Source organism: Paenibacillus sp. FSL R7-0163, from assembly GCF_037969975.1.
Taxonomy (GTDB): Bacteria; Bacillota; Bacilli; order Paenibacillales; family Paenibacillaceae; genus Paenibacillus_AQ; species Paenibacillus_AQ odorifer.
Genome location: NZ_CP150224.1, coordinates 1,608,575 through 1,622,711 on the forward strand (window position 1 = coordinate 1,608,575; position 14,137 = coordinate 1,622,711).

Annotated in this window: 9 protein-coding genes; all 9 read left to right on the forward strand. The window is 46.4% G+C overall.

Annotated elements, in window-relative coordinates; genetic code table 11:
• Positions 1-123 precede the first annotated feature (123 nt).
• The 9 genes from NST45_RS07105 (at position 124) to NST45_RS07145 (ending at position 14,015) form a co-directional block, all read left to right on the forward strand.
• Positions 124-1,713 (forward strand): N-acetylmuramoyl-L-alanine amidase, encoded by a 1,590-nt coding sequence (locus tag NST45_RS07105; RefSeq protein WP_339825235.1) that lies wholly within the window; start codon positions 124-126, stop codon positions 1,711-1,713.
• Between the two features lie 149 nt (positions 1,714-1,862).
• Complete coding sequence (locus NST45_RS07110; RefSeq protein ID WP_076101448.1) at positions 1,863-3,302, forward strand: N-acetylmuramoyl-L-alanine amidase; 1,440 nt, start codon at positions 1,863-1,865, stop codon at positions 3,300-3,302.
• A gap of 116 nt (positions 3,303-3,418) precedes the next feature.
• Positions 3,419-4,078 (forward strand): GerMN domain-containing protein, encoded by a 660-nt coding sequence (locus NST45_RS07115; RefSeq protein ID WP_076101446.1) that lies wholly within the window; start codon positions 3,419-3,421, stop codon positions 4,076-4,078.
• An 87-nt stretch (positions 4,079-4,165) separates the two neighbouring features.
• A complete protein-coding gene (locus tag NST45_RS07120) occupies positions 4,166-6,898 on the forward strand; it encodes an S-layer homology domain-containing protein (RefSeq protein ID WP_081382623.1) in 2,733 nt (910 codons plus the stop codon).
• Between the two features lie 313 nt (positions 6,899-7,211).
• Positions 7,212-7,892, forward strand: coding sequence for an endonuclease III (gene nth / locus NST45_RS07125; protein ID WP_036676333.1), 681 nt, complete (start codon positions 7,212-7,214; stop codon positions 7,890-7,892).
• Positions 7,893-7,924: 32 nt separating this feature from the next.
• Positions 7,925-8,191 carry a hypothetical protein gene (locus NST45_RS07130; protein ID WP_036676334.1) on the forward strand — a complete coding sequence of 89 codons (267 nt, stop codon included), beginning with the start codon at positions 7,925-7,927 and terminating at the stop codon, positions 8,189-8,191.
• A 343-nt stretch (positions 8,192-8,534) separates the two neighbouring features.
• A complete protein-coding gene (locus NST45_RS07135; RefSeq protein ID WP_339825241.1) occupies positions 8,535-12,221 on the forward strand; it encodes a dynamin family protein in 3,687 nt (1,228 codons plus the stop codon).
• A gap of 149 nt (positions 12,222-12,370) precedes the next feature.
• A complete protein-coding gene (gene purT / locus NST45_RS07140) occupies positions 12,371-13,561 on the forward strand; it encodes a formate-dependent phosphoribosylglycinamide formyltransferase (protein ID WP_076141299.1) in 1,191 nt (396 codons plus the stop codon).
• Positions 13,551-14,015 carry a GNAT family N-acetyltransferase gene (locus NST45_RS07145; RefSeq protein WP_232061416.1) on the forward strand — a complete coding sequence of 155 codons (465 nt, stop codon included), beginning with the start codon at positions 13,551-13,553 and terminating at the stop codon, positions 14,013-14,015. The genes purT and NST45_RS07145 overlap by 11 nt, the downstream gene beginning before the upstream one ends.
• Positions 14,016-14,137: the final 122 nt, after the last annotated feature.

The window sequence follows — 14,137 nt, forward strand, 5'->3', positions numbered from 1 at the left end:
GGTGTCGGAAATGGAAGTTTTTTTGCTATAATCGATATATTCATTGGTCATTAAGGAAACATTTGGTGATTTCTGTCGTCTAAATACTTATCTAGGATCTATTACTTGCAGAAGGAGCGGAAAATGAGAATGAGAAGAGCTGGGCTTCGTATATTGCTGCTTTTGTTACTGCCATTATTATTATCATCCACCGGACAAGAAGCTGCCGCAGCTGGTAGCAGCGCAGGCAGAATTATTATGGACAATCAGGAACTTGCTTTGCCAAAAGGAATTAAGCTCGAAAACGTAAATGGTAGCGTTATGATTCCGGTCAGAGTGGTAGTAGAGAATCTTGGATTCGAGGTGTTATGGGAGCAGCAGACCCGGAAAGTAACCGTTCACCAGGATGGTAAAAGCATTGAGCTGGCGGTAGGACGGAAAACAGCTGATGCAGATGGGGTGACGTTTGATTTAAATGCAGCTCCTAAGCAGAGTGGCGGCACAGTACTCGTTCCAATTCGTTTCGTAAGCGAGCAGTTCGGCTTAAAGGTGGGCTGGGATAATGTTGATAAAACCGTCTATTTGACAGGTGGACAAGTTAGCAATTCTGCAATGACACCTGAGGGGAATACTACCAATCCAACAGCAACTATTACACCTGTCCCAACTCCAAGTGCTACGCCGGGAAGTGACAACGGGACAACTGCTGGCAGTGTAGTAACTTCACCCAGCCCGACACCAGTTCCACAAACAACTACGGCACCGGGAAGCACAGCAGGAATTCCAATAGGCCCTCTAGTAAACGGGGCAGTATTCACTGAGAACCGACTTATTATCGCTGTGTCGGGGGCTACTAAGCCAAACGTTACAAAAATGAGCAACCCTGATCGAATCGTCGTAGATTTTCCGGGTGCTGCGTTCGATCCGGATTTCATTGGAAGTCTTACGGGTGTTACCACCACTGGCGGTCCACAAGGTAAGCTGGACGTTGCCGGCTACCCGCTCGTTTCTGAGATCCGTTATGCACTGTTCAGTGTGAGTCCGTCCACTGTCAGATTCGTAATTCAAACGGTTGGAAATCAACCGTACCAGCTTAGTACGGATGAAAGCACCGGGCTGGTTACGATTGATTTGAATGTAACTAGCAGCGGAGGCAACACCCCAGGGGCTAATGGAACGTTAGGTAAACCCATTGTAGTTCTAGATGCGGGGCATGGCGGAACTCAATCTGGAGCTGTCAGTCTCACAGGCAAGCTGGAAAAAGACTTCAATCTGGCCGTCATCCGCAAAGTACAAACGCTATTAACGCAGGAAGCATTAGTTGACGTGGTCTTTACTCGAACGGATGATGCTACCTTGGGGCTTCAGGATCGCGTGAAAATTGCGGAGGCTGCTAAAGCGAATCTCTTTATTTCAGTGCACGCGAATTCGCTAGATGTTGGATATCCAAATAGAGATAAAATAAATGGCAGTGAAACCTATTATTCTCGCAGTGATAGTCTGCCTCTTGCTCAGATTATGCATAAGCATTTATTAGCCGCTACTGGTTTTAAAGACAACGGGATTCGTACGAAAAGCCTACATGTTACACGAGAAACTACTATGCCGGCAGTCTTGCTGGAGGTAGGATATCTTACAAATTCAGGGAATGAGTCGGCGATGTATAGTGAGCAGCTTCAAGAGAAATTAGCGAGAGAAATTGTTGCCGGGATTAAGGAATATCTGGGGCTTTAAGACTTGAGGTTGGTGAGATTTCTCAATTTTTATGGAATATATTCGCAACCTTTATAGATTACCAGCGTCTAATAGAGGTCTGAGGTTGACGGAGACAGGGCACCACGATCGCCATTCACAGGCGAATACTAGATTCTTAGAGGTGAAGAATGAAGAAATTCAGTTTGATGTTGTTTTTGTTGCTCTTTGTGTTGGTTTTGCCTGAGCATGGACATGCTGCTGCCGCGAATAGCAAGATTTATCTGGACGGCAAAGAGATTACTGCAGGGCAAAAAGGACCGGTTGAAAATGTGAATGATACTATCATGGTACCGTTGAGATTGATCTCCGAGAGTCTTGGTTATACCGTGGGCTGGGATCAAAAAAGCAAAACGGTGACGATTGAACAGCAAGGTAAGGTCATCAAACTTATTGTTAATCAAAAGACAGCTTCGGTTGATGACAAAACAGTACAGCTTACCACTGCACCTGTCCTGCGGAGTGATACGACACTTGTACCTATACGGTTCATAAGTGAGCAGTTTGGTCTCACCGTCACTTGGGATAATGCAAAGAAGATCGTGTACCTTATTACCCCAGGATCCTCAAATGAAAACGGAAGTTCAGATGGAAACTCTGGAAATGGTGGATCTGAGGTTGTTCCGCCGGTAGATCCTACTAAGAATTTAACCATGATAAATGGTTTGAGCTTTAGTGAGAATCGTTTGAGCATTGCGATGGAAGGTAATTCAGCGCCAAAAGTAAGTGTAATGACAGGGCCGGATCGGTTAGTTATTGATTTTCCTAATGCCACTTTCTCAGATCTGTTTGGTACGGGACAAGTTCTTGATCCTGATCTGAATGGCAAACTGGAAGTGAAGGATTATCCTGATGTATCAGGCGTACGGTATTCGCTTTATAGCTCCAACCCTTATACTGTACGTTTTGTAATTGATTTGAATTATCCTAAGAATTATAACATCAGCGTATCTGGAACTGATTCTAAGTTGGTCATCATTGACCTGAATGCAGAAAGTACGGATGATACTTCAACACAGCCAGGTAATGATGGCAAGAAGCTCGTAGTACTGGATGCAGGGCACGGAGCTAAAGATTCTGGTGCAGTAGGAGTAACAGGAAAATACGAAAAGAATTTTAATTTAGCTATAGTACTTAAGACAGCAGCATTGCTGAAAAAAGAAAGTAATATCGACGTCGTACTGACACGCAGTGACGATACATTCTTGGAGCTCAAGGATAGGGCGGCTATGGCTAATAATTTAAAAGCAGATCTATTCATTTCTGTACATGCCAACAGTTCCGCATCTTCTGCGGCAAGCGGGACAGAAACGTATTATCAGCGGGAAGCCAGTAAGGCCTTAGCGAAAGTGATGCATAAGTATCTAGTTGAGGCTACAGGACTTAGTGATCGCGGTGTACGATACGGGAATTTCCATGTCATTCGTGAAACGAAAATGCCTGCTGTTCTACTTGAAGTAGGATACCTTAGCAATAAGAAGGATGAGACATTGCTATTTACGGAAGCATTACAAAACAAAGTTGCTGCTTCAATAGTGAGTGGAATCAAGGAATATTTGGGTATAAAATAACAGACCAGTGGCAGACGAGCGCCGCAAAGTCAGCTTTCTGCTTTTATCTATAAAAAGGCAAGAAGTGGTTTTGCGGTACCTGTCTGCCCGTATTCATCTAGAGGAGGCGTTTATTAATGTTTAAACAAAAATGGACTATGGTTGGGGTTGCTGCGCTGCTTCTACTAGTGATTGCTGGCTGTGGAGATAAGCCTACTGCAGCTCCTGCTAATGGAGTGGAGCAAGATACTACAAACGTTGTAAGTGGTGCGGGAGAAAGTACCCCAGCTCCGTCTGATGATCAGGAAAGCGAAGTGGCTAGCACTCCGCATCCGACAGCAGATAATACTAATGCAGAAACACAGCCGTCATCGAAGCCGGTAGAAAATGAGACACAAAAGCAAAGCCAGAGTATTGAAGTTTATTACACAGATTCGCAAATTATGGATTTAGTGCCTGCTAAGACTACGATTAACTACTCTGACGATGTTGAGAAATATACAGAGACGTTCAAAGCACTGCAAAGTAATGAGAATACAGATCTTGTACCTTTATGGGGTAAAATTGAGCTGAAATCATTGAAATTCGTAGAGGGTCAAATCGTAATGGATATTCATAAACCAGATGAAGCTCAGCTTGGTGCGGGTGGAGAATCCTTTGCCATTACTTCACTTGCCAAAACTTATTTTCAATTTGCGGAAGTAAAGAGTATCGAAGTTTTAGTTGATGGTGAAAAGGTAGAAAGTCTGATGGGCCATGTGGACCTATTGCATCCTATGACTAGAGATAATTCTTAATTGGTCATGCAACAAAGGAATTAGGCATCTAGCTGACGAATTTTTAAACATACTATTTATTTGAGTCATAGAGAGGGGAATAATCTATTGTCCGCGCAAAAAAGGTCAAAACGTCCATTGAAGGCTTATTCTAATAAAGCAGTGTCGGCTGTTATGGCTGGTGTTATGGTTTTTGGTGGTGCAAGTGCAGTGTTTGCAGACACAGCTGCCACTACACCGACATCAACCACTACTCAATCTGTAGGGATTTTTAGCGATGTGAAGACAGGCTTCTGGGCTGAAAAACATATTTACAAACTCGCTTCACAAGGAATTGTGGTTGGGAATAATGGATTGTTCCGTCCTGGAGATTCTGTAACTCAACAGGAAGCAGTGCTTATGGCCCTGCGGTTTATGAAGTTGCAGGATAAAGTGGATGCTTCTTCTGCGGTAGCATTGCCTACCGATTTTAAGGTTACGAATTATTACAAGGATTATGTTGTGTTGGCTTTTCAACAAGGATTACTCGATAAAGCAACCGAAATGGCTCCAGATAATCTGAAGACTTCTTGGGGAGAGCGTAAAGCATCCCGGGAATGGATTGCGGAGCTGTTAATCCGCTCCCTTGGAAAAAGCGCAGATGCAGCAGGGGCTGCTAGTGAGCCAACTGGCTTTGCAGATGATACCAAAGTGTCTGCCAACAAACGTGGTTACATCAACGTTGCCGTTGATTTAGGCCTAGCCAATGGACTTGATGGCAATCGTTTTGATCCGCAAGGCGCTGTAACACGTGCGCAATTGGCGACTTTTTTCAGTCGCGCTGAAGCTCACAATACGGTTGAATACGACAACACGGTATCAGGAACGATCAGTCAATTAGCAGATGGGAAACTATCCGTCTATAACAACGGAAAGACTTCTACATATACCCTGGGAGCAAGCACTGCTTATTACACAAGTGCTTCTGAAAGCAGAATCAATCTAAGTGATGTCCAACCCTACACTAAGGTTACTGTAATTGGCGCGACATATAACGCGGCTTATGTTGAAGTGACTGACCCTACACAACAAGTAGAGACTCTGTCAGGAAACTTCGCCATGGTAGCTCCAGGTAATAAGCTTTGGTTAAAGTCACCAACAGGGTTCACAGAATACTACTACGATGAGACTACTTCCTTTGTGGATGTAAATGGAGCTGGAATTGAACCTGCTTCGCTGGTAACAGATAGTGTAGTTTCACTGCAACGTGAAACGTATAGTGGTTCACATAAAGTAGTAAAGGTTCAAGTGACTTCAGGGGTTGTTAACAAAACAACAACAGGCACTATTCAAAGTGTAGATCTTACTGGTAAAAGCATTACTTTCAAAAATACTGCGGGTACTGTAGAAACTTTTAAATGGGAAGATGGGACTTCATTATTCAGCTCTCAAGCATCAGTGCTGAAACCTGCAGATTTGAAGACAGGTAATGCGGTCAAATATACGATTCAAGATAATGTGATCCGCACTGTAGAAGTGACAGAAGGTGTTGAACGGACAGTTGACGGGGTACTTACCGAGCTGACTAGTTCCACAGTTGTTTACAAAAAAGCAGACGGAAATCGTGAGGTTAAACTGCTTGGCACTAAACCGACGATTGTTATTCCGAACATGAGTGGAGCAGTAGCTGATGATCTTATTGCTGATGCAGTAGGTGGGGACAAGATTCAGGTTACCTTAAACAGTAGCGATCAAGTCACCAAAATTGAAGTGTTAAGCCGCCAAATTGAGCAGTATAGTGGAGCAACAATTGTGGATTATAATAGCAAAACACAGCTCCTTACAGTTATGGACAGCAGCAAAAAAGCCCATGTGGTTCAGTTGGATGAGAAAACAAAGCTGATTTATGAAGGTGCATTGCCTAACTTAACTAATATGGGTGCGAAACTTATCGAGAACCGCAAAGTTAATCTGAAGGCAATAGGACAGCGGGCTTTGTCTTTGGAAATTGTCACAAAGTACGAAGGAACTTTAACAGCTGTTAATTCTACGTCGAAAACTCTTGTTTTGAAGCTTAATGATGGACAAAGTTTAACGATGCCTTATCCGCAACTTGTTGATCTCTTTGGTAAGACTAGTCCTTCCCTAAGTGATATTCCTATTGGAAGCAATGTAACGGCTTCACTGACTACAGGTCAGGATCTGATAGCGGTATTGAAAGTGAAGACTGTGCTGCAAGTTGAAGCGGCAACCGTGAATTCTGGAACCAACCGTTTGGGCATCAAATGGAATGGGGGAACCAGTGATATTAATACTTTGGCAATCCCGTTGACCAATGAAGCTGGTGAGAGCATTAAGCTAACGGATTTAAAAGCGGGAGATTATCTTAATGTGACTTTTGATGGTAGCTCACCGCTGGCTATTCAAGCAGTTAAGCTCACAACAGGCCAGGTAAGTTCTGTAGATGCCGCGGGGAATAGTGTAGTCGTGAAGGATTATGCTGGAGCTGCACAGACCTTAGCGGTAAGTGGAGGAGTCAAAATCATTCGTGACGGCTCGACAACGACTGCTCTTAGCAACTTGACGGCAGGGGACAGAGTAGAGATTCGCAAGGATCCGGATGGATCTACAACGATTCGTATTATGTCTCAGCTCAGTAGAACATTCTCACGTTATGAGAGTGCAACAAACTCATTGGTGACGAAGAGACCTAATTTGAACGATAAATATCAATTCTTTGTTCCTGCTAATGTTTATATTCATCAGGGAGATTCGACTTTATCCGTGCAATCTTTGAAAGAAAATGATAATATTATAATGTATTTCAATAATGATATTTTGGTTGAAATTGTGAAACAATAGTTGCAATGGTGGATTTCTGAGTGAATCACCGTCTTGACACAGGGGGCTTTACCTGCGTCAAGACGTTTTTTTTGAAATATAAGAAAGTATAAGTATTGCTCTTATACTGTATGTCTTATATTTCTCTCTTAAACGCTTACTGTTCTTATTAGGACAATCAAGGCGTTAATACTTGAAATATAATGCCAGTATCGTATGTGTTGAAATGTATGAATCCATACGTTATAATACATACTTTGCTTATATTTCTAACATTTGAGGTGAGACGCTCGATAGAATTTTCTGAGCGTTTTTGCTCCGTGGAGGGGACACTATGAAAGCTGCAGACGTCCGCCACATTTTGGATACGATTGGAGATTTGTTTCCGGATGCACATTGCGAGCTGAATCACAGTAACGCTTTTGAATTGACAATAGCGGTGCTGCTGTCAGCCCAATGTACGGATGCAACGGTGAACAAAGTGACCGAGGACCTGTTCCAAAAGTACAAAGCCCCCATCGATTATATTTCTGTGCCGCTGGAGGAATTGGAGGGGGATATCCGGCGCATCGGCTTATATCGTAACAAAGCTAAGCATATCCAAAGCCTGTGCTCTATACTCATAGAACAGTATGGCGGAGAAGTGCCTGAGGCACATGACTTGCTTGTAACGTTGCCAGGAGTAGGTCGTAAAACCGCTAACGTAGTAGTATCCAACGCATTTGGAGTTCCTGCCATTGCTGTGGACACTCATGTGGAGCGGGTTGCTAAACGACTTGCATTGGCAGGCTGGAAAGATTCTGTGCTGGAAGTGGAGAAAAAGCTGATGAAGGCTGTGCCACGTGATGAATGGACGCTCACGCATCACCGGCTAATCTTTTTCGGACGATATCACTGTAAGGCTCAGAATCCAAAATGTCAGGTTTGTCCGCTCCTTGATGTATGTCGAGAGGGCAAAAAACGTATGAAAACGGCTGTCGTCAGGAAAGCTAAAGATCATACGCCAAAAAGTTAAAAGTTAGAGTTGAAGAAGAGGATGGGATAGAGATGAAATGCATTTCTGTATACACAGATAATTTTGAGGTATTCTCGGATATTTTTGACCGCGTAGTGGAAAGCCCGCTGGAAGAAAATGAAGAGCAAGAAGTAGAGGGCATTACGATCAGTCATTCCGGTGACGTGCCTGAGCACTATCTGGAGCGTATGTCTGTAAAACCAGAGGTTGTCGTAATGAGAGACAAATCTCGTGGATTGACTATTCTGCAGCACGGGAAAGTATTCGAAATTCTGTTGCCTGTTTTGGAAACTGCATAATTGAGAAGTGACCTGAAATGGAGTCAGCCCTTGGGGCTGGCTCCTTTTTTTATTGAATATCCTTATATTTCTACGAGAAACGACTGTTGGCTTTACAGGACGACAACGTCGCTTCTTTTTTTATATCATTTCGTAGGAGATGATAGGTTATTTTGTAAGTAGTGTGTATTTAATTTGTGTCAAACTGGTGATAAACTGTAATTATTATTTATAAAAATGTTCCGCGCTAAATTTCAGAAATTGCACCTATATAAGTTTTGCATAAAAAAGAGCTTAAATCAGTATTCATGAATGGATTAAGATCAGTGCATGATTAGAAGGTAACTGTGGAGGTGGAATGTCTGTGGGAGCGGAACGGGTTAGAATTCAGAGAGAGACATTAAGTGAAACAGCATCGCTGCTTTCCCAACTGAAAGATTTAATGCGCCACTGGCGCGATGAGAGCGCTGAACGAATATATGAAGATTTACAAAATAAAGAGGGTGGGAATGAACTGACCCTTGCTTTTTGTGGGCATTTTTCGGCAGGGAAATCCAGCATGATTAATCTTTTATGCGGCAGCTCAGTGTTGCCCTCCGGACCTGTGCCGACTAGTGCCAATATTGTTTCAATCCGCAGCGGGGCTCCACGAGTGCTTATCTATCCAAGGGTTGAGGGAAGTGAAAATGAACCTGACCCTGTAGAGACAACACCAGAAAGATTACAGGAATATTGTCGAAATGGCGGAGAATATTCCGCTATTGAAGTCTGGAATGAGATTCCTCTTCTAGGGAAGCATGGTGTTCTATTGGATACACCTGGCGTGGATTCGACGGATGATGGCCACCAGGCGGCCACTCGTTCCGCGCTGCATTTAGCTGATGTCGTCTTTTATGTTATGGATTATAACCATGTACAGTCAGAGAATAATTTAGCATTTGCCAAAAATCTTAGTGACTGGGGCAAACCGCTCTATCTTATTGTTAATCAGATAGACAAGCACAGAGAACAAGAAATTTCCATTGAAGAATATAAACGCCAGCTTGAAAATGCTTTTGAGCAGTGGGGGATTCATTGTGCGGGGATTCTGTTTACCTCACTCAAAATGAAAGAGCACCCATTGAATCATTGGGATAATCTGCTGAACCTTATAACAGAGCTGTTGGAGCACAGGGAACAATTGCTTCAATATAGCTTGTCACGTTCCATTCATCATACAGCAGATTCTTCGTTAACCGCGTTCCGTGAAGACCAGCAGGAGGAACGGGAAACTCTTTTAGCTGAGCTAGAGGGTGCAGAGATTACAGTTGTGATGGATGAGCTGAAATCGCTGGAAGAAGAGAAGGCACTGCTTGAGGAGCTGCCTCAGCAATCACGAGCGAGCCTGCGAAGTGATCTTGATGCCTTACTCAATAATGCTAACTTAATGCCTGCGGATGTTAGAGAGGCGGCAGGGAGCTATGTGGAGAGTGTCAGTCCAGGCTTCCGCTTAGGTTTGTTCTCTACAGCCGGACGGCGGGAGAAGGAACAAGACAAACGACTGGATGCCTGGCAAGGATTACTGGCCCGAGAGGTTTCCGCTCAGCTGGAATGGCATCTGATTCAGCTGGTACGTCAATGGGCGGAGAATCTCGGACTGTGGGCAGAGGAGGCAGAGACGACTCTGAAGCAAGGGTTCCCGGCGGTGAGCCAGGAATGGCTGGCGGCTGCAGTTAAGCCGGGAACGGGGTATAGCGGCGAGGCGCTGCTCAATTTTTGCCGCACACTTGCGGCAGATCTGAAGAGCCAATTCCGCCGCGCTGCGCTGTTAGTTGGCGATGAGCTGCTGGCGAAGCTGCCATCGCTTATCGAGGAGCAGCGCGCGGAACTCCAGCGCCGCGAACAGGCCCTTACGCTGCAGGCGAGCGCTGCCCGCGCGCTAGCCGCCCTGGACCGCGCGGCTGACGCCCGCGCGCACGAGCTAGCGGCGCTGCTGCCGCCGCGCCGGACCCTCACCCCCGGCATCCTGCCGGAGGTGAGGGTCACCCCGCATGCGGCAACGCAGAGCGCCGCACCGCGGGAGACCCAGCCGCGCGAACGCGCCGCGGCTGGAAGTGCCGCCGCCGCAAGCTGGGCGGCGGGAACGGCTTCGCCGGCGGGCGGACGCCGCCGGCTCTCGGCAGCCGCTGACGCGCTGGCGGCTGCGGCAGAGCTGCTGCGCCGCGAGCCAGCGATGGCATCGGCGGCGCGCAGTCTGGCCGCACGGGCGGAGGATCTCGCCGGCGGCCGCTTTACCCTTGCGCTGTTCGGTGCGTTCAGCGCAGGCAAATCTTCCTTCGCCAACGCTTTACTCGGCGAAGAAGTGCTGCCCGTGTCGCCACACCCTGCCACGGCCGCAGTTAACCGCATATTGGCGCCGGAAGGAGACTTCCGCCATGCCAGCGCGGTTGTAACGATGAAGAGCATGGCGGATTTCTGGGATGACATCTGCCATTCCTTCAGCGTGCTGCAGCTTGGAGAGCCGCAACAGGATACGTGGACAGCAGTACTTGCGAACCTGCCAACACGGGGAATCCACCCCTCTGCGCTGCCGCATGCAGGATTTCTAAGAGCCGCAGCATCCGGTTGGGCTGAAGCGGAGCCGTTGCTAGGAACGGTGCGGACGGTTGATTTGGAAGAATATCGAAACCTAGTTGCGGAAGAGACCCGAGCTTGCTTTGTGCAAGGGATTGACCTCTATTATGCCTGTCCTTTGACTGAGAGCGGGATTGTGCTCGTAGATACACCAGGAGCAGATTCACTGCATGCACGTCACACTGGCGTAACCTTTAGTTACATGAAAAATGCGGATGCGATCTGTTTTGTGACCTATTATAACCACGCTTTTTCGAAGGCGGATCGCGGCCTCTTGGCCCAGCTGGGCCGCATTAAAGACAGCTTTGCTCTCGATAAAATGTTCTTTATTATTAATGCCTCCGATCTCGCTTCAAGCGAAGAAGAACTAGATGAGGTTAAAGCACATGTCGTTCAAAATCTGCGTGCCGGAGGTTTGCGGTCTCCGAGAATCTATGCTTTGTCCAGCTTGCTTGCTCTAGAAGCTAAAACTCAACATAATCACGATCTTTATGGAACCTCCCGCTTCAATGAATTTGAGCAAGCACTATCCAGCTTTGCTGGTGATGAGCTTCCTCAGCTTTCACTTAACGCAGCTGCTGAGAGTATCGCATCGGTTCGGCGCCGGGCTGAGGAATGGCAGAATCTGGCTTCCAAGGCGGCGGGCGAGCGTGAAGCCGGGTTAAAAGAACTGCAGGAACGGCGTCAGTTCGCCATGAAGCGGTTGTCTCTTTTGGAGACTGAGGAACGTCCTAGCAGAGATCTTATTCACGAAAGTGAAGAACTGATCTATCATGTGTGCCAGCGGATTAGCTTCTCCTTCAATAGAAATTTTCAGGAATCTTTTCATCCCTCCTTACTGCGTGAGGATGCAGGGAATTTAAAAGCCATTTTCTCTGCCTGTGGTGCCGAACTAATGCGTACTACTCAGCGCGAGCTTGAGCAAGAGCTATGGGCAACAACGCTGCGGCTAGAGAGCACGGGACGCAGGCTTGTTCATGAAGCTGCTGAAGCGGCAGCTACAGAGCTACTCTTTTCCACGGAGGAATTTCATCTTATGGAGAATGAGGAGCAGGCTTGGCCATCTCCTAAGGATCTGGAATGCCAGCTTCAGCCTGTGCAGTGGTCCGCTTTATGGGGCCATTTCAAATCCCCGCGTTATTTCTTTGAGGGAACTGGGCGGGAATTGGTCAAAGGTGCGGCAGAGCCGCTTTTGAAAGAAGCGGTTAATCTTGCAGCGGCAGTGCAGAAGGAAAAATTAATTGCTCATTACGTCGAGAATATCAGCAGAGAATTAAAATCTGCTGCCGAAAGCCTGCAAGAAGGGCTTGCGGAGCAAGAGAAAGCGATGTTAGATCTCCTTAAAGGGGGTGAGACTGCAGATCATTGGGGCCAAATAAGCCACCAATTATCACGTCTAGAACAAACTTTCGTTGATAAAGTCGACAAAGTTCTGTGAAGTTTGTAGGAAAATGTCGAAGAACACTTGCAATCTGGCGTATGATGGATGAAAATAAAGAAGCCTGAAAATATACAATGAAACTGTTACGTTTTCTGAAATTCATAAAAACGAGACAGTCAATTTGCCGAAAGAGGTTGGAATCGACAATGTGGGGAGCTCCTTTTTCAGCTCAAAGCCGCAAGCTGTTGCTGCTGGGCAGCGGGGAACTGGGTAAGGAAGTCATAATTGAAGCTCAACGCCTTGGCGTAGAGACCGTAGCTGTAGACCGTTATACCGATGCACCGGCGATGGGTGTAGCTCATCGTTCACATGTAATTGATATGCTGGATGCAGAGGCGCTGAAAGCGCTGATTCGCTCTGAGAAACCGGATGTCATTGTTCCGGAGATTGAGGCAATTGCCACTCATGCTCTTCAAGAGCTTGAAGAAGAAGGCTTTTTCGTTGTTCCGACGGCGCGGGCGGCTCGGCTGACCATGGACAGAGAAGGGATTCGTCGTCTTGCGGCTGAAGACCTTAGACTGCCAACCGCTGATTACCGTTTTGCGGATAGTCTGGAAGAGCTGCAACAAGCTATAGCCGAGCTAGGCACTCCTTGTGTCATTAAGCCGATTATGAGTTCTTCTGGCAAGGGTCAGAGCGTATGCAAAAGCCCTGAGGATGCAGAAAACTGCTGGAACACTGCTTTGGATGGAGCGAGAGCTAAAGGAACGCGAGTTATCGTGGAGGCTTTTGTTACTTTTGAGAGCGAGATTACTCTTTTGACGGTGCGTTCTGTATCTGGAACGGTATTTTGTCCACCTATTGGACATATTCAGAAGGATGGAGATTACGTGGAATCCTGGCAGCCTCACTTTATGAAGCCAGAGCTGCTTGAAGAAGCGCAATCTATTGCAAAAGCAGTAACGGATCAGCTCGGAGGTTTCGGTATTTTTGGAGTGGAACTTTTTTTGACAGATCGAGGCGTATTGTTCAGTGAAGTGTCACCTAGACCCCATGATACGGGGATGGTCACGATGGTGACGCAGGATTTATCTCAATTTGCAGTGCATGTCAGAGCTATTCTTGGTTTTCCTGTCCAGTCAGTACAATTGCTGACACCTGGTGCCTCAGCTACGCTGAAGGCTGATGGAGAAGGACGAGCCTTTGCTGTGACCGGAATTGGAGGAGCTTTGGAACTGCCCAGGACTCAGGTTCGCGTATTTGGTAAACCGGAAGTTCGTCCTGGCCGGCGGATGGCAGTAGCGTTAAGTGCGGCGGAAGATGTGGAAATCGCGCGGACGATAGCCAAGCAGGCGGCGTCTATGCTAAAAGTGGAGGTATATGAGGATGAACAGTAGTACCATGGCACCTGTACTGGAAATTCGCAAATGCGGCTTGAATGATCTGGAGAGAGTTACAGCGCTTCTGCGGGAATTCGGCTATCCAACAACGCTAAGCGTGATGAAAGAGAGACTGGAAAGCATGGAGAACAGCAATCTCCAATGCACACTTGTAGCAGAGCTGAACAATGAAGTTGTGGGTATGATCGGCCTTAGACAGGTAAGCTCGTATTACAAACAGACAGATTGTATCACTGAGATTACTGCACTTATCGTATCAGAAGAACTCAGAGGAAACGGACTCGGTAAAAGACTTGTGGCCGCAGCAGAAGAATGGGCACGTGAGCAAGGTTGCTGTCAGCTTTTCCTTAGAAGTGGCAACCGCGTAGAACGCGCACCGGCACATGCTTTTTATCGTCATATCGGTTTCGAAAAGACAGCAGGCTATCGCTTTAACAAAGCGTTGCTATAATACTTATAGGTTACCGATCATCCCCATCCCAGCTACGGCGGGATGGTTTTTTTTTGCTCTGGAACTCTTTTTTTATATGTATTTAATATATTAATACCTAAAACTATTTAAATAACTTAACC

Excerpts from the sequence above, each read along its gene's own strand:
- NST45_RS07105 (WP_339825235.1), top strand. The coding sequence starts at position 124 with ATGAGAATGAGAAGAGCTGGGCTTCGTATATTGCTGCTTTTGTTACTG.
- NST45_RS07110 (WP_076101448.1), top strand. The coding sequence starts at position 1,863 with ATGAAGAAATTCAGTTTGATGTTGTTTTTGTTGCTCTTTGTGTTGGTT.
- NST45_RS07115 (WP_076101446.1), top strand. The coding sequence starts at position 3,419 with ATGTTTAAACAAAAATGGACTATGGTTGGGGTTGCTGCGCTGCTTCTA.
- nth (WP_036676333.1), top strand. The coding sequence starts at position 7,212 with ATGAAAGCTGCAGACGTCCGCCACATTTTGGATACGATTGGAGATTTG.
- NST45_RS07130 (WP_036676334.1), top strand. The coding sequence starts at position 7,925 with ATGAAATGCATTTCTGTATACACAGATAATTTTGAGGTATTCTCGGAT.
- purT (WP_076141299.1), top strand. The coding sequence starts at position 12,371 with ATGTGGGGAGCTCCTTTTTCAGCTCAAAGCCGCAAGCTGTTGCTGCTG.
- NST45_RS07145 (WP_232061416.1), top strand. The coding sequence starts at position 13,551 with ATGAACAGTAGTACCATGGCACCTGTACTGGAAATTCGCAAATGCGGC.